Source organism: Kineosporia mesophila, from assembly GCF_021129235.1.
Taxonomy (GTDB): domain Bacteria; phylum Actinomycetota; class Actinomycetes; order Actinomycetales; family Kineosporiaceae; genus Kineosporia; species Kineosporia mesophila.
The window spans coordinates 220,884-241,005 of record NZ_JAJOMA010000002.1; the positions used below are offsets into that span (position 1 = coordinate 220,884).

16 protein-coding genes and 1 tRNA gene are annotated in these 20,122 nt (G+C 68.2%); 13 read left to right on the forward strand and 4 right to left on the reverse strand.

All coding sequences use genetic code 11. From position 1 onward, the window contains the following. Positions 1–138: 138 nt before the first annotated feature. Positions 139–1,590: a pyruvate kinase gene (pyk, locus tag LR393_RS04095; RefSeq protein WP_269326607.1), complete on the forward strand. Its 1,452-nt coding sequence runs from the start codon at positions 139–141 to the stop codon at positions 1,588–1,590. Between the two features lie 82 nt (positions 1,591–1,672). Here pyk and LR393_RS04100 read toward each other — a convergent pair. Then, positions 1,673–1,755: transfer RNA gene (locus tag LR393_RS04100), tRNA-Leu, on the reverse strand. 215 nt (positions 1,756–1,970) lie between these two features. Between LR393_RS04100 and LR393_RS04105 the strand changes: the two genes are divergently transcribed. The 7 genes from LR393_RS04105 to LR393_RS04135 all read left to right on the forward strand — a co-directional run bounded on the left by LR393_RS04105 (position 1,971) and on the right by LR393_RS04135 (position 9,398). Then, positions 1,971–2,645, forward strand: coding sequence for an ANTAR domain-containing response regulator (locus LR393_RS04105; RefSeq protein WP_231481626.1), 675 nt, complete (start codon positions 1,971–1,973; stop codon positions 2,643–2,645). Positions 2,646–3,119: 474 nt separating this feature from the next. Next, on the forward strand, positions 3,120–4,382 hold the full coding sequence (locus LR393_RS04110; RefSeq protein ID WP_231481627.1) for a branched-chain amino acid ABC transporter substrate-binding protein: 1,263 nt from the start codon (positions 3,120–3,122) through the stop codon (positions 4,380–4,382). A 113-nt stretch (positions 4,383–4,495) separates the two neighbouring features. Continuing rightward, positions 4,496–5,545, forward strand: coding sequence for a branched-chain amino acid ABC transporter permease (locus tag LR393_RS04115; protein ID WP_231481628.1), 1,050 nt, complete (start codon positions 4,496–4,498; stop codon positions 5,543–5,545). 3 nt (positions 5,546–5,548) lie between these two features. Next, a complete protein-coding gene (locus tag LR393_RS04120) occupies positions 5,549–6,847 on the forward strand; it encodes a branched-chain amino acid ABC transporter permease (RefSeq protein WP_231481629.1) in 1,299 nt (432 codons plus the stop codon). Further along, positions 6,844–7,680: an ABC transporter ATP-binding protein gene (locus LR393_RS04125; RefSeq protein WP_231481630.1), complete on the forward strand. Its 837-nt coding sequence runs from the start codon at positions 6,844–6,846 to the stop codon at positions 7,678–7,680. The genes LR393_RS04120 and LR393_RS04125 overlap by 4 nt, the downstream gene beginning before the upstream one ends. Before the next feature lie 74 nt (positions 7,681–7,754). Further along, a complete protein-coding gene (locus LR393_RS04130) occupies positions 7,755–8,441 on the forward strand; it encodes an ABC transporter ATP-binding protein (RefSeq protein WP_269326668.1) in 687 nt (228 codons plus the stop codon). A 324-nt stretch (positions 8,442–8,765) separates the two neighbouring features. Then, positions 8,766–9,398, forward strand: a complete 633-nt coding sequence (locus LR393_RS04135) for a GNAT family N-acetyltransferase (protein WP_231481632.1) — start codon at positions 8,766–8,768, stop codon at positions 9,396–9,398. A 209-nt stretch (positions 9,399–9,607) separates the two neighbouring features. Here the strand turns inward: LR393_RS04135 and LR393_RS04140 are convergent, their stop codons facing one another. Beyond that, positions 9,608–10,042: a hotdog fold thioesterase gene (locus LR393_RS04140; RefSeq protein ID WP_231481633.1), complete on the reverse strand. Its 435-nt coding sequence runs from the start codon at positions 10,040–10,042 to the stop codon at positions 9,608–9,610. Here LR393_RS04140 and polA point away from each other — a divergent pair. Then, positions 10,041–12,785 (forward strand): DNA polymerase I, encoded by a 2,745-nt coding sequence (gene polA, locus LR393_RS04145; RefSeq protein WP_407937287.1) that lies wholly within the window; start codon positions 10,041–10,043, stop codon positions 12,783–12,785. The genes LR393_RS04140 and polA overlap by 2 nt on opposite strands. Positions 12,786–12,918: 133 nt before the next feature. Here polA and LR393_RS04150 read toward each other — a convergent pair whose 3' ends face one another. Further along, on the reverse strand, positions 12,919–13,725 hold the full coding sequence (locus LR393_RS04150) for a class I SAM-dependent methyltransferase (RefSeq protein WP_269326608.1): 807 nt from the start codon (positions 13,723–13,725) through the stop codon (positions 12,919–12,921). A 250-nt stretch (positions 13,726–13,975) separates the two neighbouring features. Here LR393_RS04150 and rpsA point away from each other — a divergent pair, with 250 nt between their 5' ends. From rpsA to LR393_RS04170, 4 genes are all read left to right on the forward strand, one after another. Then, on the forward strand, positions 13,976–15,490 hold the full coding sequence (gene rpsA / locus LR393_RS04155) for a 30S ribosomal protein S1 (RefSeq protein WP_231481636.1): 1,515 nt from the start codon (positions 13,976–13,978) through the stop codon (positions 15,488–15,490). A gap of 151 nt (positions 15,491–15,641) precedes the next feature. Beyond that, on the forward strand, positions 15,642–16,238 hold the full coding sequence (gene coaE, locus LR393_RS04160) for a dephospho-CoA kinase (protein WP_231481637.1): 597 nt from the start codon (positions 15,642–15,644) through the stop codon (positions 16,236–16,238). 56 nt (positions 16,239–16,294) lie between these two features. Further along, the gene (gene uvrB, locus LR393_RS04165) at positions 16,295–18,400 is read left to right on the forward strand and encodes an excinuclease ABC subunit UvrB (RefSeq protein ID WP_231481638.1); all 2,106 of its coding nucleotides are present in this window, start codon (positions 16,295–16,297) and stop codon (positions 18,398–18,400) included. Positions 18,401–18,501: 101 nt separating this feature from the next. Next, entirely contained in the window at positions 18,502–19,029 is a 528-nt protein-coding gene (locus LR393_RS04170) for a barstar family protein (protein WP_231481639.1), read from the forward strand. A gap of 52 nt (positions 19,030–19,081) precedes the next feature. Here the strand turns inward: LR393_RS04170 and LR393_RS04175 are convergent, their stop codons facing one another. After that, on the reverse strand, positions 19,082–20,122 hold the full coding sequence (locus tag LR393_RS04175) for a homocysteine S-methyltransferase family protein (RefSeq protein ID WP_231481640.1): 1,041 nt from the start codon (positions 20,120–20,122) through the stop codon (positions 19,082–19,084).

Consider the following 20,122-nt stretch of genomic DNA (forward strand, 5'->3'; position numbering starts at 1 on the left):
GTACGCGTGTTCGTCCCCGGCGGTGCGTCTGCCGCCCGTCTACTGCCGGATGACCAGTGGATGAAGGTCTTTGCGACATCGGCAAGAGGCCGACCGGGGCATGAATCTCCCGCCGGGCTCCCGGCTAAGCTCTGTGACATGCGCCGCGCCAAAATGGTTTGCACTATGGGCCCGTCTACGCAAGGTCGTTTGGCAGAGTTCGTCGATGCCGGGATGGATATCGCCCGGCTCAACCTCAGCCACGGCTCGTATGCGGACCACGAGAAGATGTACTCAGAGATCAGGGCTGCCGCCGAGGCCTCAGGCCGAGCGGTCGGGGTCATGGTCGATCTCCAGGGACCCAAGATCCGCCTCGGCAGGTTCGCCGACGGTCCGGTCACCCTGGTCAACGGGGCCGAGTTCACGATCACCACGGACGACATCCTGGGTGACGTGAACCGGTGCTCCACCACGTACAAAGGCCTCCCCGGCGATGTGAAGGCCGGGGACGTCGTCCTGATCGACGACGGCAAGCTCAGCCTCCGGGTCAAGGAGGTCAAGGACAACGACGTCGTCCTGACGGTCGAGGTCGGTGGTAAGGCCTCGAACAACAAGGGCATCAACCTGCCCGGCACGCTGGTCAGCGTCCCGGCCCTGTCCGAGAAGGACAAGGAAGACCTGCGCTGGGGCCTGAAGCTCCGCGCCGACATGATCGCCCTGTCGTTCGTCCAGCGGGCCGCGGACATCGAGGACGTCCGCGTGATCATGGCGGAGGAAGGCGTCCGCCTCCCGATCATCGCCAAGATCGAGAAGCCGCAGGCGATCGAGAACCTGGACGAGATCGTCCGGGCCTCCGACGCGATCATGGTCGCCCGGGGCGACCTGGGCGTCGAGCTGCCCCTGGAAGACGTGCCGATCGTCCAGAAGCAGGCCGTCTCCCTGGCCCGTCGCCTGGCCAAGCCGGTCATCGTCGCCACCCAGGTGCTCGAGTCGATGATCGACATGCCGCGCCCGACCCGGGCCGAGGTGTCCGACTGCGCCAACGCTGTCCTCGACGGTGCCGACGCGGTGATGCTGTCCGGTGAGACCAGCGTGGGCAACTATGCGCTGGAGGCGGTCCAGACGATGGGCCGCATCATCACCAGCACCGAGGACCACGGCCTGGAGCGGATCCCTCCGCTGGGCACGCAGCCGTCCACCACCGGTGGGGCCGTGACCCTGGCCGCCGCCACGGCCGGTCGCCTGCTGGGTGTGAAGTACCTGGTCACGTTTACCCAGTCGGGTGACAGCGCCCGCCGGATGGCCCGGCTGCGTTCGGCGATCCCGCTGCTGGCCTTCACGCCCGACCCGGCCGTGCGCGCCCAGCTCACCCTGGTCTGGGGCGTGGAGACCTACCTCACCGACGTCGTCGAGCACACCGACGAGATGGTGCTCCAGGTCGACCAGGAACTGATGAAGTCGGGTAAGTGCTCCGAGGGCGACCTGGTCGTCATCGTGGCCGGTGCTCCTCCGGGCATCCCGGGCTCGCTCAACGCGATGCGCGTGCACCGGATCGGTGACGCCGTCAGCGGTGTCGCCCCGGCCTACCGTCGCGCGTCGTCGAAGGCCTGAACCACGGTGGCCTGATCCACGGTCCGACCACGACTGGACATGCATGAGGCCCGCTCCCCACGAGGGGAGCGGGCCTCAGCTGTGCCGAGTGCGGGATTCGAACCCGCACGCCCTTTCGGACGGAGCATTTTGAGTGCTCTGTGTCTGCCATTCCACCAACCCGGCAGGGGGCAGGGCGGGACGAAAGACCGCTCCGTTCCGCCGCGAGGGTGAGTTTAACGGAAGCCGGGCCGGGCGATGGGCCGGGCCGCCCGCGGCCCGAACGGCTGACGTGACGGCTGACGTGACGGCTGACGTGACGGCTGACGTGACACTGACCATGCCCGACAGCTGCCGACCTGCTTGCTCCTGACGCCCTGTGGATAGCTACCCTGAGCTTTATGACTGCTGGCGACTCATCCACTGAAACCACCCCGGACGGGTCCGGCCTGCTGGTGCCCGAGCCCAGCGCGGCCGACGTCCCCGCGCCGGCTGCTTCCAAGGAACGTACGGTTCTCGTCGCCGAGGACGAGGCCCTGATCCGGCTGGACATCGTCGAGATGCTCCGCGAGAACGGCTTCAACGTCGTGGCCGAGGCCGGCAACGGCGAGGAGGCCGTGCAGCTCGCCACGGAGCACAAGCCCGATCTGGTCGTGATGGACATCAAGATGCCCGTCCTCGATGGCATCTCCGCGGCCGAGCGCATCGTCAGCGCCCGGATCGCGCCGGTGGTGCTGCTGACGGCCTTCTCCCAGCGCGAGCTGGTCGAGCGGGCCCGGGACGCGGGCGCCATGGCCTACGTGGTCAAGCCCTTCACGGCCGCCGACCTGGTGCCCGCCCTGGAGATCGCGGCGAGCCGTCACGGCGAGCTGGCGGCGCTCGAGGCCGAGGTCGCCGACCTGGCCGAGCGTTTCGAGACCCGCAAGCTCGTCGACCGGGCCAAGGGCCTGCTCCAGACCAAGTACGGCCTGAGCGAGCCCGAGGCGTTCCGCTGGATCCAGAAGACCTCGATGGACAAGCGGCTCACCATGAAGGACGTGGCCTCTGCGGTCATCGCGTCCGGCACCGACGGCTGAGGTCGGCCGACGGCAGGCGGGACACGCCCGGGCGTGCAGATCGCCCCGGTGACAATCCGTTTCCACCAGGTTCAAATCACGCGAGCGCCGACCACTCGGCGCAGAATTGGTCCCCGGGATCTTCCGATCCCGGGGACGTTCTGCTTTGCCCGCCCGTTAGGACACTTGAATTGATGGGATGAATAGGCTGTCCCCTGGGTGGTTGCCCGAACGGACTTTCAACCCGTCCTAAAAACCTTTGTTTCGGGCAGCTCAAAGAATTGCTCAAGCCGGAAACTCCCCGGAAACATGGGGACCCCCCTAAAGGTGTTCTGACCGAACACCATCCGCCAAAAGTGTCAAAGCGCCGGGAATCGTTGCCGAGCCTTGACCTTTGGCAAGAACAACCACCCTTCCGGCGTCACATCGCAGTGGTAATTTCCCCACCCATCAGCGTCAGAGCGATCGGCTCAGGCCGTGGGGAAGAGGTAGGACATGGGGAAACCGGTTCGCGCATTGGCCATCGTCGCGGTTGCCACGCTGGGCATTGCTGCATGTGGTGGCGGCTCGTCCGACGGGGCTGAGTCAGGTGGAGGCAAGACCCTGACCATCGCGACCGACCTCCCGCTGCAGGGAGCTTCGGCGGACGCCTCGACCGACACCAACAACATGATCGAGCTGTACCTGGAGTCGATCGGCAACAAGGTCGGCGACTACACCATCAAGCTCGAGAAGTACGACAACTCCACGGCCACGGCCGGCCAGTGGGACGCCGCCACCTGTACGGCGAACGCCCAGAAGCACGTGGCCTCGGACACCGAGGTCGCGGTCATGGGTGAGTTCAACTCCGGCTGCTCGAAGCTCGAGGCCCCGGTGCTGAACCAGGACCCGAACGGCCCGATGCTGCAGGTCTCGCACGCGGCCACCAACCCCGGCCTGACGAAGACCTGGGACCCGGGCGAGCCGGAGCTCTACGCGCCGAGCGGCAAGAAGAGCTTCGCCCGCGTGGTCACCACCGACGACTACCAGGGCACCGCGGCGGCCGACTTCGCCAAGGAAGACCTCAAGGTCACCAGCTGCTACATCCTGAACGACAACCAGACCTACGGTCAGGGCATCGCGAAGGCCTTCCAGACGCAGGCCGAGAAGAACGGCATCAAGATCCTCGGTAACGAGGCGTACGACGAGAAGGCCCCGAACTACACGGCCCTGTTCCAGAAGATCAAGGGCATGAACCCCGACTGCATCTACGTCGGCGGCATCTACGACCTCAACGGTGGTCAGCTGCTGAAGGACAAGGTCTCGGTCCTCGGGGACAACGAGAAGGTCAAGTTCATGGTGCCGGACGGCTGGACCGGTTACCCGGCCCTGGACAAGCAGCCGCAGGCCGTCGGCCTCTACGCGACCTTCGCGGGCCTGGCCACCGAGCAGCTCCAGAAGCAGGGTGGCGCGGCCGCCGACCTGCTGAAGAAGTACGAGGCCAAGTACGGCCAGGGACCGCGCACCAGCTACGCGCTCTACGGCGTGGCCGGCGTCCAGGTCATCCTGGAGGCCATCAAGAACTCGGACGGCACCAAGAAGGGCGTCCGGGACGCCGTGTTCGAGGGTGCGGGCGTGACCATCCCGGCGGCCGACTCGGCCACCGGTAAGGACATCAAGATCGACCCGGCCACCGGTGACACCACGGCCAAGGACATCTCCGTGCTGCAGGAGAAGGACGGCGAGCAGAAGTTCCTCAAGGCTCAGCCGGTCGAGTAGTGACCTGACGTGCCATCCGGGTGGGGGGTCTCCAGGACGGAGGCTCCCCACCCGGTCCGCGTCAGGCTCCCAGTCCGCCCCGCACCCCTCGCCATCCGCGAAAAGAGCCATCCATGACCCAAACCGCGATAGCCGCGTCCGAGGTGAAGCCACGACGGCTTCCTCGGGAGACCGCCGTATCGGCCCTGGGACTGCTGCTGGTCGCAGCCGTCGTCGTCTGGGTGCTGTATGAGGCGATCAAGAGTCCCCAGGAGTTCGCGTCCCTGATCGTCGCCGGAGCCGGCAACGGCGCGCTGTACGCGCTGATCGCCCTCGGCTACACGATGGTCTACGGCATCATCGAGCTGATCAACTTCTCCCACGGCGACCTCTTCATGCTCGCCACGGTGCTCTCCGGCATCATCTGCGTGAGCCTGTTCAACGTCGACTCGTTCGGCTTCGGCGCGGTCGGTGCGGTGGCGCTGGCCCTGTTGATCTCGATGGCGGCGGCAGCCCTGGTGAACGTGGCCGCCGAGCGCGTGGCCTACCGCCGCTTGCGGCGGGCCCCCAAGCTGGCGCCCCTCATCACCGCGGTCGGCCTGAGCTTCATGTACCAGTGGTTCGGCCAGCGTCAGTTCATGACCGGCTCGGCACCGAAGCAGTGGTCGACGATGTTCGGCGACGACGGCTTCAACATCGGTGACGTCCGGGTGCCCTACACGACCGTCACCGTCATCGCCATCACCATCCCGCTGCTGCTCCTGATGGTCTACATCGTCCAGCGCACCCGGGCCGGCAAGGCGATGCGCGCCGTGGCCCAGGACCAGGACGCCGCCCGCCTGATGGGCATCGACGTCGACCGCACGATCACCTTCGTCTTCGCGCTCGGTGGCGGCCTGGCCGGCGCCGCCGGTCTGCTGTACCTGCAGTCCGTCGGCACGAGCAACTACAACCTGGGCTTCCGGCTCGGGCTGATCGCCTTCACCGCAGCGGTTCTCGGCGGCATCGGCAACCTTCAGGGCGCGGTGCTCGGGGGATTCCTGCTCGGCATCCTGTCCAGCCTGAACGACGGCATGCTCCTCGGCCAGCAGTGGTCGATGACCGTCGTGTTCACCGTCCTGATCCTGCTGATGGTGTTCAAGCCCGAGGGCATCCTGGGCTCGCCGACGACCGAGAAGGTGTAGCCGATGTCGACCACAACTCCCGCCGCCCCGCCGGTGGTGAAACCCCCCGCTCCCAAGACCTCGTTCGCGTCCCGTTTCGGCTGGCCGCTCGGCTTCCTGATCCTCGCGATCGTGGTCTTCTCGTTCAACCAGTGGATCCTGCCGGAGACCAACGGCGACTTCCGCACCGGTTACAACAACTGGCTCCCGATGACGGCCGTCAACGAGGCAGTCATCTGGGCGATCTTCGCGCTCGGCCTGAACATCGTGGTCGGTTACTCGGGTCTGCTCGACCTGGGTTACGTGGCTTTCTGGGGTATCGGCGGCTACGTCGCCGGCTGGCTGATGGCACCGTTCGCCAACCAGGTCACCCCGGCCTGGGCCAACCTCAGCGTCAACATCTTCGGTCACCCGCTGCCCGGCCAGGACCGCGGTATCCACATCAACTTCTGGCTCGTGCTGATCATCGCGGCCCTGGTCTGCGCCCTGGCCGGCGTGATCATCGGGGCCCCGACCCTGCGGCTGAAGAGCGACTACCTGGCGCTCGTCACCCTGGGCTTCGGCGAGATCCTGCCGGAGGTCTTCCGCAACGGTGAGCACGTCGGCCCGGACGGCAAGTGGAACATCACCAACGGAACCAAGGGCATCACCGGTATCGACCAGATTCCGACCGGCCCGTTCCAGCTGATCCCGGGCGTGCCCGCGACCATCGGCACGTTCGACCTGACGTTCAAGTTCATCGTGTTCGCGTTCCTGCTCGCGGTGGCCATGTTCGTCTCGCTGCGCATCCGTGAGGGCCGGCTCGGCCGGGCCTGGCTGGCCATCCGTGAGGACGAGCTGGCCGCCAGCATGATGGGCGTGCCGCTGATGCGGATCAAGCTGTCCGCCTACGCGGTCGGCGCGGCCTTCGGCGGTATCGGTGGCGTCTGCTACGCCACGCACGTGGGTGGCGTGCTGGCCGACCGGTTCAACTTCTCGGTCTCCATCACGCTGCTCGCCATGGTCGTGCTCGGCGGCATGGGCAACGTCTGGGGCGTCACGGTCGGCGCCCTGGTGCTGGCCTGGATCAACTCCACCGGCCTGGCCCAGCTGGGCAACGTCTGGAACGACGCCACCGGCTCGAACGTGAACTTCGCGTCGCACAACTTCCTGATCTTCGGTGCGGTGCTGGTGCTGTTCATGCTGTTCCGGCGCGAGGGCCTGATCCCGGAGACCCGCACCAAGCAGGTGCTGCAGGAGCCCGAACGCGGCGAGATCGAGTCGCTGGGCGCCGAGATGGAAGGCACAGCCGAGAACACCGCGGCGGAGGGAACGAAGAAATGACCACCACCGCGTCCGAGCCGACCACCCCGGTGGCGGCGGCTGCGCCTGCCCTGCAGGCCGACCACATCACGGTGCAGTTCGGCGGTCTGACGGCCGTCAACGACGTCTCGTTCACCGTGCCCGAGAAATCGGTCGTCAGCCTGATCGGCCCCAACGGCGCCGGGAAGACGACGTTCTTCAACGTGCTCACCGGTCTGTACCGGCCGACCACGGGCAACGTCACCCTGGACGGCAAGACCGTGACCGGCCTGCCGGTGCACAAGATCGCCTCCCAGGGCCTGGCCCGCACGTTCCAGAACATCCGGCTGTTCAACCTGATGACGGCCGAGGAGAACGTGATGGTGGCGATGCACAGCCACCTGAAGTCGGGCATCTTCGGCACGGTGCTGCGCACCCCGCGCCAGCGCCGCGAGGAGAAGGAGGCCCGCGAGTTCGCCCGCGAGCTCCTCGACTACATGGGCATCGGCAAGACCGCCGACGACTACGCCCGCAACCTCTCCTACGGTGACCAGCGTCGTCTGGAGGTCGCCCGGGCCCTGGCCCTGCGGCCCAAGGTGCTGCTGCTCGACGAGCCGACCGCCGGCATGAACCCGCAGGAGTCGGCCCAGTTCGTCGAGTTCATCCGGAAGCTGCGCAACGACCGCGACGTCTCGATCCTGCTCATCGAGCACGACATGAGCGTCGTGATGAAGGTCAGCGAGCGGGTCACGGTCCTCGACCAGGGCCAGAAGATCGCCGAGGGGCTGCCCGCCGAGATCCAGTCCGACCCGCGGGTCATCGAGGCGTACCTGGGCAAGACCGGTACCGAAGAGGGATACGGAGGCGACCTGTGAGCACCCCCACGGATGCGGCCCCGGCACAGCCCGGAGTCCGCAAGGCCGGCGAGGATCTCCTCACCGTCACCGATCTGCACGTCTACTACGGCAACATCGCCGCGGTGAAGGGTGTCTCGCTCTCGGTCAAGCAGGGCGAGATCGTCACGCTGATCGGCTCGAACGGCGCGGGCAAGTCCACCACGCTGCGCACCATCTCCGGCCTGCTGCGCCCGCGCACCGGCACCGTCGTCTTCGACGGCAAGTCGCTCGTGGGCATCCCCGGGCACAAGGTCGTCGGGCACGGCATCTGCCAGAGCCCCGAGGGCCGGCGCATCTTCCCGAAGATGACCGTCGAGGAGAACCTCGAACTCGGTGCCTTCCTGCGCAACGACAAGGCCGGCATCGCGGCCGACAAGGAGCGGGTGCTCGACCTCTTCCCGCGCCTGAAGGAACGCATCGCGCAGAAGGCGGGCACGATGTCCGGCGGTGAGCAGCAGATGCTCGCCGTCGGCCGGGCGCTGATGGGCAGCCCGAAACTGCTGCTGCTCGACGAGCCGTCGATGGGTCTGGCGCCGGTTCTCGTCGACCTGATCTTCGACACCATCCGCACTATTCGCGACCAGGGCACCACGGTTCTCGTGGTCGAGCAGAATGCGCTCGCCGCTCTGCGGATCGGGGACTACGCGTACGTGCTGGAATCCGGCCACTTGAAGCAGGAGGGCGTTGCCCGGGAATTGCTGAAGGACGACAGCATCGTCAAGGCCTACCTCGGCGGCTGAGGTTATTTCCTGACGATCAAGCAGGGCAGAACACGTAGGGCCGGACCCCGACCGGGGTCCGGCCCTACGGCATTCCGGGGCCGTTTTCCCGACCCTCCGGCGAACTTAACCGACAGTCGTCGAAGAAAGCATGGGGCCGGGCCGAATTCACTGACATAGGGGAACGTCAGTGATCTCGCGGGCTGAGATTTTCTCCATTCGATCCGCCTGATTCGCCGGGGTTCGCCATGATGTCGCTCGGTCGTGGGATGTCGCGGCCCGGCGCCGGGTGTGGTGCGTCGTGGAGACCGGGGCAGAATTCCGGTCGGGTGGCCAGGAGGCCCAGTGTCCCGAGAACCGGTCGAGATCCGGCGGGTGGTCGAGATCAGGAGGGCGGCGGTGGACGACGTCGGCGAGGTCCTCGCCCTCTGGGAGGCGTCCGCGGCGGAGGGTCCGCGCCAGGTCCGGGCGCTGCACGCCGATCATTCCGGTCAGGCCGCGGAGCGACTGGCCGAGGCGATCGGCAGCGGTGCGCTGGAGGTGCTCGTGGCGCGCTCGGGGGAGCGGGCGGTGGGGTTCCTGGTGATGCGCGAGACCACGCTCAACGTCCTCACCGGCTCGACCGCGCTGTCCATCGACGAGTTCTACGTGGCCCCCGCCGACCGCCGGCACGGAGTGGCCCGGGCCTTGCTGGCCCAGGTCGCCCCGCATGCCGAGCGGCTGGGGGTCGAGCAGGTCGTGGCCGGGGTGCCACCCTGGGCCAAGGAGACGCACCGCTACTTCGCCCGGCTGGGTTTCGCCCCCGTCCTCCTGCGCCGGGCCGCCACCCCGACCGCCCTGCGCCGTCGTCTGGCCGGCACCGACGCCCAGCGGGGTGCCCTGGAGAACCTGCTCGCCCGGCGCCGCTCCCTGCGAGCCCGGGCCCGCCGGCAGGGACCCGTGGGTGGCCCGGTCGACGAGTCTCCGGTCACGGCCTGAAACAGGGGACGCACGGGAGGCTCACGCGGGCGGGTCGCCCAGTCGTCGGCCCGGGAGCAGAGGACGTGGGGGAGACCCGGTCCTGCGGGTCGCCTCGGTCGGGGCGGCCGAGTCAGGAACTGCGGACGTCCACCACGCCTGCGCGGGCCCGCCCACCCGGGTGGGCGGGAAGGTGAGGTGGGGCCGGAAGGCTTACCTCGTCCGCAATTTCAGCTCTTGGCCGGGTCCGGCAGGAACATGCAGGTGAGCCGTGAGGTGCAGACCCGTTTGCCGCTCTCGTCGAGGATCTCGATCTCGTAGGTCGCGGTGCTGCGGCCGCGGTGCACGGCCTGCGCGGTGCCGGTGACGGTGCCGGAACGCAGGCCACGGTGGTGCGTCGCGCTGATCTCCAGGCCCACGGCGACCATGCCCATGGTGCCGGCGTGCACGTTGGCTGCGATCGAGCCGACCGTCTCGGCGAGCACGGCGGACGCACCGCCGTGCAGCAGGCCGAAGGGCTGGGTATTGCCCTCGACCGGCATCGTGGCGACCGTGCGCTCGGCACTGATCTGCGTGATCACGATGCCCATCTTGTCGGTCAGGGCGGAGGAGAAGTCCGGGGCAGCGGCGCCGCCGGCCGTCGGGACACCAAGACTGTCGGACATGGGCCATAGGGTGTCAGACGTGAGCGAGACAACGACCCCGGGGGCATCTGCCACCCGCCCACGGCTTCTGCTGATCGACGGTCATTCCCTGGCCTACCGCGCGTTCTACGCGCTGCCGGTGGAGAACTTCTCCACGGCCACCGGCCAGGTGACGAACGCTGTCTACGGTTTCACGTCGATGCTGATCAACGTGCTGCGCGACGAGGCGCCCGACCACGTCGCCGTGGCCTTCGACGTCTCCCGGCAGACCTTCCGCACCGAGACCTACGCCGAGTACAAGGGCAACCGGTCCAAGTCGCCGGAAGAGTTCGGCCCGCAGGTCTCGCTGATCAAAGAGGTGCTGGCCGCGCTGCGCGTGCCGGTGCTGGAGAAACCCGGCTACGAGGCCGACGACATCCTGGCCACCCTCGCCACCCAGGCGTCCGACGCCGGGTACGAGGTGCTGATCTGCTCCGGCGACCGCGACACCTTCCAGCTGGTGCGCGACAACGTCACGGTGCTGTACCCGACCCGCGGCGTCTCCGAGCTCTCCCGCATGACGCCCGCCGCGGTCGAGGCGAAGTACGGCCTGCTGCCCGAGCGCTACCCCGACCTGGCCGCCCTCGTCGGTGAGACCAGCGACAACCTGCCCGGCATCCCCGGGGTCGGGCCGAAGACGGCCGCCAAGTGGGTCGGCCTGTACGGCGACCTCGACGGCATCGTCGCCAGCGCCGACCAGATCAAGGGCAAGGCCGGGCAGAGCCTGCGCGACCACCTGCCTCAGGTGCTGATCAACCGCCAGGTCAACGGCCTGGTCCGCGACCTCGACCTGCCCCTGGGCCCGGCCGACCTGCGGCTGCCCGGCTGGGACCGCGAAGAGGTGCACCAGGTGTTCGACGGCCTGGAGTTCCGGGTGCTGCGTGAGCGCCTGTTCGCCACCCTGGCCACGCCCGAGCCCGAGGCCGAAGAAGGCTTCGACCTGACCGGTGAGAAGCTCACCGGCGAAGCTGTCGGCGCCTGGCTCCAGGCGAACACCGATGTGCCCGTAGGTATCACGGTGCTCGGCACGTGGAAGGCGGGCCACGGCGACGCCACCGGCCTGGCCATCGCGGCGCCCGAGCCCTCTCCCGGCAAGCCCGGGCCGGCCGCGTTCGTGAACCTGGTCGAGGTTGATCCCGACGCGCTCGCCGCCGTCACCGGCTGGCTCGCCGACGCCTCGAAACCCAAGGTGCTGCACGACGCCAAGGGCCCGCTCACCGCACTGTCCGACCGCGGCCTGGCCGTCGAGGGCATCATCGGCGACACCGCGCTCGCGGCCTACCTGTGCCTGCCCGACCAGCGCAGCTACGACCTGGCCGATCTCACGGTGCGGCACCTGGGCCGGGCGCTGAAGGCTGAGGAGGCGCCGGTCAACGAGCAGCTCACGCTCGACATGGAAGAGACGGCCGGGCCCGACGAGGGCGACCTGGCCATGGTGCGGGCCCGCGCGGTCATCGACCTGTGGGGCGCGCTGCAGTCCGACCTGGCCGCCCGCAACGCCTCCGGCCTGCTCACCGACGTCGAGCTGCCGCTGCTCGGGGTGCTGCGCGTGATGGAGCACCACGGCATCGCCATCGACCAGGACGCCCTGGGCGACCTCGACAGCTACTTCGCCGCGGCCGTGGCCGACGCCGGTAAACAGGCCTTCGAGGCGATCGGCAAGGAGATCAACCTCGGCTCGCCCAAGCAGCTCCAGGTGGTGCTGTTCGACGAGCTCGACATGCCGAAAACCAAGCGCACCAAGACCGGTTACACCACCGACGCCGAGGCACTCGCCGACCTCTTCGCCAAGACCGAGCACCCGTTCCTGGCCCACCTGCTGCGCCACCGCGACGCCACGAAGCTGCGCCAGACCGTCGAGGGCCTGCTCAAGGCGGTCGGTGACGACGGCCGGGTGCACACCACCTACCTGCAGACCATCGCGGCCACCGGGCGCCTGTCGAGCACCGAGCCGAACCTGCAGAACATCCCGGTCCGTACCGAGGAGGGCCGCCGCATCCGCGAGACCTTCGTCGTGGGGCCCGACTTCGAGTGCCTGCTGACCGCAGACTACTCGCAGATCGAGATGCGCATCATGGCGCACCTCTCGAACGACGAGGGCCTGATCGAGGCGTTCCGCAGCGGTGAAGACCTGCACCGCTTCGTCGGCAGCCGGGTCTTCGCGGTCGAGCCGGCCGACGTCACCGCCGAGATGCGCTCCAAGATCAAGGCCATGAGCTACGGCCTGGCGTACGGTCTTTCGGCGTTCGGTCTGTCCCGGCAGCTGAACATCCCGGTCGACGAGGCGAAGACGCTGATGGAAGACTACTTCGACCGTTTCGGCGGGGTGCGCGACTACCTGCGCGGCGTCGTCGACGAGGCCCGCCGCACCGGTTACACCGAGACCATCCTGGGCCGCCGTCGCTACCTGCCCGACCTGGTCAGCGACAACCGGCAGCGCCGCGAGATGGCCGAGCGGATGGCCCTCAACGCGCCGATCCAGGGCTCGGCCGCCGACATCGTCAAGGTCGCCATGCTCGAGGTCGACCGCAAGCTCCGCGAGGAGGGCCTGCGGTCGCGCATGCTGCTCCAGGTGCACGACGAACTGGTGCTCGAGGTGTCGGCGGGGGAGCTGGACCAGGTCAAGACCCTGGTGGGTCAGGCCATGGGCGGCGCCGCGGAACTGAACGTGCCCCTCGACGTCTCGGTCGGCGTCGGCCGGTCCTGGCACGAGGCGGCTCACTGACCAGCCGTGCCCCAGCTCCAACCGCGCCATCCTCACCCAGGGTGATAACAGGCTAAAGCGCCAGGTACCTTCCAGCAGTCGGCTCAGCGTGTGCATTCCTTGCGTCATCAGCGCAAGGAATGCACACGCTGACTCAGTTATGCAGCTCGCTGACGAAGATGGCCGTGCCCGGGATCAGCCAGCCCCGCAGGGGGCTCCACCCGCCCCACACGCGCTGGACGTCGTCCGGCCATTCCGGTTCGACCAGGTCGACGAGCCGGAATCCGGCGGCGGCCAGTTCGCGTACCCGGTCGCCGATCGTGCGGTGGTGCTCGGAGTAGCTGACCGCGCCGGAGTCGTCGGTCTCCACGTAGGGCGTGCGGTTGAAGTAGGAGCGGCTCACGGTGAGGCCGGGCTCGCCCCCGTCGTCGGGGAAGGCCCAGCGCACCGGGTGGGTCACGGAGAACACCCAGCGCCCGCCCGGCCGCAGCACCCGGGCGACCTCGGCGTGCACGCGCTCGGGGTCGGCGACGAAGGGGAGTGCGCCGTAGGCGGTGAAGACGATGTCGAAGGAGGCGTCGGCGAACGGGAGCACCCTGGCGTCGCAGACCAGCCGGGGCGGAGGGCCGTCGGGGTGATCGGGCGAGCGGTGCAGCATGGCGGACGAGATGTCGGTCGCCACCGTGCGGGCCCCCACCGAGCGCAGCCAGGCCGAGCTGTCGGCGGTTCCCGCACCGACCTCGAGCACGTCCCGGCCGTCGACCGGGCCGAGCAGGCGGGCGTCGGCCTCGTCGAGCAGTTCCGGGCCCCAGATCAGCCGGCCGGCCAGATCGGCGCCGTGTTCCTGCTGGTACTCGGCGGCGTTCTCGTCCCACCAGGCGCGGCCGGCGCGCGCACTCTCCTCGGCCCCGGCCTCGCGGTAGCCGGCCGAACGCAGATCGCTTGTGCTCACGCGGAGCATCCAAGCGCACCGGGCTCCGGAACGGGCCGTCCGGGGGTTGCTCAGGTCGACGCGCGTCCCGAGCCCGGGCGTGTCGGGGTGGGGCTGGCTTTGCCCTGCCTTCCTGTGAGCGATAGGCTAGGGAAGGCGCAACTGGGCTTTCTGACTAGCGAGATCAACCGGAGCAATTCGGGTCGATCCCGGGAGCCGGGGTGGCTGCGCCCACATCCATGTCCCATCTATAAACAGTCCGCATCGGAGCCCCTACTTTATGACCACCAGCACGGCCGAGAAGGCTCGTACGCCGCAGATCGCGATCAACGACATTGGTAGCGAGGCCGACTTCCTCGCCGCCATTGACGAAACCATCAAGTACTTCAACGACGGCGACATCGTCTCCGGGACGATCGTCAAGGTTGATCGCGACGAAGTGCTGCTCGACATCGGCTACAAGACTGAGGGCGTCATTCCCTCGCGCGAACTCTCGATCAAGCACGACGTCGACCCCAACGAGGTCGTCACCGTCGGCGACGAGGTCGAGGCTCTTGTTCTCCAGAAGGAGGACAAAGAGGGGCGCCTGATCCTCTCGAAGAAGCGGGCTCAGTACGAGCGCGCCTGGGGCACGATCGAGAAGATCAAGGAAGAAGACGGCATCGTCACCGGTACGGTGATCGAGGTCGTCAAGGGTGGTCTGATCCTCGACATCGGGCTCCGCGGCTTCCTCCCGGCCTCGCTGGTTGAGATGCGCCGCGTCCGCGACCTGCAGCCGTACGTCGGCAAGCAGATCGAGGCCAAGATCATCGAGCTCGACAAGAACCGCAACAACGTGGTTCTGTCCCGTCGCGCGTGGCTCGAGCAGACCCAGTCCGAGGTGCGCCAGACCTTCCTGCAGACCCTGCAGAAGGGCCAGGTCCGCTCCGGTGTGGTCTCCTCCATCGTCAACTTCGGTGCGTTCGTCGACCTCGGCGGCGTCGACGGTCTGGTCCACGTCTCCGAGCTGTCCTGGAAGCACATCGACCACCCGGGTGAGGTTGTCGAGGTCGGCCAGGAAGTCACGGTCGAGGTTCTTGACGTCGACATGGACCGCGAGCGCGTGTCCCTGTCGCTGAAGGCGACCCAGGAAGACCCGTGGCAGCAGTTCGCCCGTACCCACGCGATCGGTCAGGTCGTCCCGGGTAAGGTCACCAAGCTGGTGCCGTTCGGTGCGTTCGTCCGTGTCGACGAGGGCATCGAGGGCCTGGTCCACATCTCCGAGCTGGCCGAGCGCCACGTGGAGATCCCGGAGCAGGTCGTCCAGGTCAACGACCCGATCTTCGTCAAGGTCATCGACATCGACCTGGAGCGTCGCCGGATCTCCCTCTCGCTGAAGCAGGCCAACGAGGCCGGCTCCGGTGCGGGCGCCGAGACGTTCGACCCGGCTCTCTACGGTATGGCGGCCGAGTACGACGAGGCCGGCAACTACAAGTACCCCGAGGGCTTCGACCCGGAGACCAACGACTGGCTCGAGGGCTTCGAGAAGCAGCGTGAGGAGTGGGAGCAGCAGTACGCCGCGGCCCACGAGCGCTGGGAAGCCCACCGCAAGCAGATCGAAGAGGCGAGCGCGGCCGAGGCCGAGGCGCAGGCCGCCGGTGTCGACGAGGCTGCGGCCTCCTCGTCCTCGTCGTCCTCCTCCTCTTCGTCGGGCTCCAGCTCGAGCTACTCCAGCGAGCCGGCGGCGGCCGAGGGTACCCTCGCCACCGACGAGGCGCTGGCTGCTCTGCGGGAGAAGCTGACCGGCGGAAACTGACAGCTGATCCAGCTGTAGGTCCAAGCTCAGGAAGGCCCGGTCCCCTCTTCGGAGGGGGCCGGGCCTTCCGGCTTTTGCGAGGGCTCGCCGGGACGTCGACGTCCGGCCGGTGCTGCGTCATCTCAGTGCCGGGGCCATCTAAACTGCGGGCATGGTGCGAACCGCTCTCACGGGGGGCATCGGGGCCGGGAAGTCGACGGTCTCGCGGCGGCTCTCCGATCTCGGCGCGATCATTCTCGACGCCGATCTGATCGCCCGGGAGGTGGTCGAGCCGGGCACCAGTGGCCTGGCGGAGATCGTCGCGACCTTCGGTAAGAAGATCCTGCGGGACGACGCGACGCTGAACCGGCCCAAGCTGGGGAAGATCGTGTTCGCCGACGAGAAGAAGCTCGCCCGGCTGAACTCGATCGTGCACCCGAGAGTGGCGGCGCGGATGGACGAGATCGTGCATGCCGCCCCCGACGACGCGGTGCTGGTGCACGACGTGCCACTGCTGGTGGAGAACCCCCACCGGGCCGAGTACGAGCTGGTGATGGTGGTGTTCGCACCGGAGGAGGAGCGGATCCGACGGCTGGTCGACGACCGCGGCATGACCCGGGACGATGCCCGGGCGCGGATCGCGGCGCAGGCCACGGACGCGCAGCGGGCCGCCGTCGCGGACGTGGTGCTGGACAACTCCGGCTCGCTCGCGACCACTCTGGCGCAGGTGGATGCCTGCTGGCGCAACCACATCGAGCCACTGAGGTAGCGCGCCGGGACGAGCCGGGAACAAGACTGTCGGTGGCTGCGCTTACGGTATTCGTCATGAGGCCAGTCACCGATCTGAAGCGCACGGTCGCACCGTTCACGGTGGTGTCCGAGTACCAGCCGAACGGCGACCAGCCCAAGGCCATCGCTGAGCTGACGAAGCGGGTGAAGGCGGGCGAGGAGCACGTGGTGCTGCTCGGCGCCACCGGTACCGGTAAGTCGGCCACCACGGCCTGGCTGATCGAGCAGGTGCAGAGGCCCACCCTGGTGATGGCCCCGAACAAGACCCTCGCGGCGCAGCTGGCCAACGAGTTCCGTGAGCTGCTGCCCAACAACGCCGTCGAGTACTTCGTCTCGTACTACGACTACTACCAGCCCGAGGCGTACGTCCCGCAGACCGATACGTACATCGAGAAAGACTCCTCGATCAACGAGGAGGTCGAGCGGCTGCGGCACTCGGCCACCAACTCGCTGCTCACCCGGCGCGACGTGGTCGTGGTCGCCACGGTCTCCTGCATCTACGGCCTGGGTACCCCGCAGGAGTACATCGACCAGATGGTCCGGGTGAAGGTCGGGCAGACCCTCGACCGTGACGTCCTGCTGCGTCAGTTCGTGCAGATGCAGTACTCCCGCAACGACCTGGCGTTCACCCGGGGCACGTTCCGGGTGCGTGGTGACACGGTCGAGATCATCCCGATGTACGAGGAGCTGGCCGTCCGCATCGAGTTCTTCGGTGACGAGATCGACCGGGTCTACACGCTGCACCCGCTCACCGGCGAGATCGTGCACGAGGAGGAAGAGATGTATATCTTCCCCGCCTCGCACTACATCGCCGGGCCGGAGCGGATGGTCCGGGCGATCGAGCGGATCGAGGCCGAGCTGGCCGACCGCCTGGAGGAGATGGAGCGTCAGGGCAAGCTGCTGGAGGCCCAGCGGCTGCGCATGCGCACCACCTACGACATCGAGATGATGCGCCAGGTCGGTTCCTGCTCGGGCATCGAGAACTACTCGTCCCACATGGACGACCGGCCCTCCGGCAGCGCGCCGAACTGTCTGCTCGACTACTTCCCCGACGACTTCCTGCTGGTGCTGGACGAGTCGCACAGCACCGTTCCGCAGATCGGCGCGATGTACGAGGGTGACGCGTCGCGTAAGCGCACGCTGGTGGACCACGGCTTCCGGCTGCCCAGCGCGATGGACAACCGCCCGCTGAAGTGGGAGGAGTTCCAGGACCGGATCGGCCAGACCGTCTACCTGTCGGCCACCCCGGGCAAGTACGAGCTGGGCCGGGCCGACGGTTTCGTCGAGCAGATCATCCGCCCGACCGGCCTGATCGATCCGAAGATCGTGGTCAAGCAGACCAAGGGCCAGATCGACGACCTGCTCGGCGAGATCCGCGACCGGGCGGAGAAGAACGAGCGCGTCCTGGTCACCACGCTGACCAAGAAGATGTCGGAAGACCTCACCGATTACCTGCTGGAGCAGGGCGTGCGCGTGCGGTACCTGCACTCCGAGGTCGACACGCTGCGCCGGGTCGAGCTGCTGCGGGAGCTGCGCCAGGGCGAGTTCGACGTGCTCGTGGGCATCAACCTGCTGCGTGAGGGTCTCGACCTGCCCGAGGTGTCGCTGGTCAGCATCCTCGACGCCGACAAGGAGGGCTTCCTGCGCTCATCCACCTCGCTGATCCAGACGATCGGCCGGGCCGCCCGTAACGTCAGCGGCGAGGTGCACATGTACGCGGACAAGATCACTCCGTCCATGGAATACGCCATCGAGGAGACCAACCGCCGCCGCGAGAAGCAGGTCGCCTACAACACGGCCCACGGCATCGACCCGACGCCGCTGCGCAAGAAGATCCAGGACATCACCGACCTTCTCGCCCGCGAGGACGAGGACACCGAGGAGCTCCTCGGGGGTGGCGGCCGCCAGCGCAGCCGGGGTAAGGCACCGGTCCCGGGAATGAGCAGTGCCGCCGGGGCCAGGGCCCGCGCGGCCGGGGTGGAGAACGTGCCCGCCACCGACCTGGCCGACCTGATCAAGCAGCTGACCGAGCAGATGCACACCGCGGCCACCGAGCTCCAGTTCGAGCTGGCGGCCCGGCTCCGCGACGAGATCCGCGACCTGAAGAAGGAGCTGCGCGGCATGCAGGCGGCGAACGCGTAGGGAGTGAGGGCCGGGCGAGAGCGGGGCGTGGGCAGGTTTCGGGTGCTCCATCCGTGCGTCCGGGTCTCGTGAGGGCGGTCGGCTTGAGAGCATGACCCCTGATGAAGCCCTCGCCTATCCTGCTGCGGACGGAGGACACCTTCCGCCCGCTGCTCCGCCCGGCCGACGAGAGATCCCATGCCCTGGCTCAGCGTGGGTGGTCGGAGGCAGGGCTCGTGGTCCGTGTCGTACGGGGCCGTAAGTGCCGCACGCGGCAAGGACTGTTCGACGAGTTCGCGGCGGCGCTGCAGTTTCCCTGGTTCTTCCCCGAGACCTGGGACGCGTTCGGTGACTGCCTGGCCGACCTGGACTGGATGCCGCACCAGGCCGGGCACGTGCTGATGCTGAAGGAACCCGAGCAGGTCCTGGCCGACGGGCCGGACGCCGACTTCGCCGCGCTCGTCGAGTTCTTCCGTGGGGCGGCCCGGGAGTGGGGGCACCCCGCCGAGCGGGGCACCTGGTACGACCGCTCGCCCGTGCCCTTCCATGTCGTGCTCGCCTGCCTGCCGCACCACACCGACGACACCCGTCGCCGCTGGGAGGCCGCGGCCGAGCTGATCCTGCTCCCCGACCCCGCCACCGACCCATAGAAGACGCCCACCACGACTGTCGTGGTGGGCGTCCTCAACTATTTTTGCTCTTTCAGGCCGCGCTCCAGTCACCCATGACGTCCTGGGCGGAGTGGTCGGCCGGGGTGCCCAGCACCGGGTGCAGCTCGAGGGCAGGGGAGTAGCGGCTGGCCGGCGTCTCGCGGCCCAGGGCCTCGGCCATCGCGCGGACGTAGTGCGGTGCTCCGCCACAGCAGATGCCGACGAACGAGACCCCCAGGTCGGCCGCGCGCCGGGCCCAGTCGGCCATCTCGAAACGGGTGTGCGCGTACGGCTCCAGGGAGATCGGGAAGGCCCGGCCACCGCCGGGAGACTCCAGAGACTCGAACGCCGGGGTGGTGGGGCTCGTGCGGTAGGGCACCGGCTGGGCGGCGATCGGGATGTCGACCGCCGCGCGCAGCTTCTCGAGCATCGGCATCATCGTCCGGGGTCCGCGCGAGCAGTTGAACCCGACCACGGCCGCACCGGCGTCGGCCAGGCGCTTGCAGGCGTCGATGTAGTCGTAGCCGTCGTAGGTCTTCTCGGGCTGCACACTGGCGAAGGTGACCACGGCGGGCAGGTTCAGCTCCTGGCACACCTCCAGGCCGATGAGCGCCTCACCGACGAAGTCGTTGGTCTCGGCAATCACGAAGTCCACTCCCTCGTCAACGGCCCAGGTCAGCTGCTCGCGGTACTGCTCGCGCACCACCGCGCCGGAGGTCTGCGGGTTCGCCGGGTCGTACGACCAGGTGTTGCAGATGTTCCCGGCCACGAGAGCACCACCCTCGGCGGCGATCTCGTTGGCGATGCGGACGGCCTGCCGGTTCAGCTCTTCCAGCTGCCCGTCCCGGCCGACGTCCTTCAGCTTCTCCCGGTGCGCGTAGTAGGTCAGCGCCACCATCACGTCGGCGCCGGCCCGCAGGAACTCGCGGTGCAGCTGCCGCAGCGCGTCCGGGGCGTCGAGGATCACCTCGGGCACGTACGGGCCGGCCTTGATGTAGCCGCGACGCTCGAGTTCGAAGACGTAGCCCTCGGCGCCGATCATCACGCCGTCGGCCAGTCGCTCGGTGAAGGTACGGGAGCTCGGTCGGGTCAT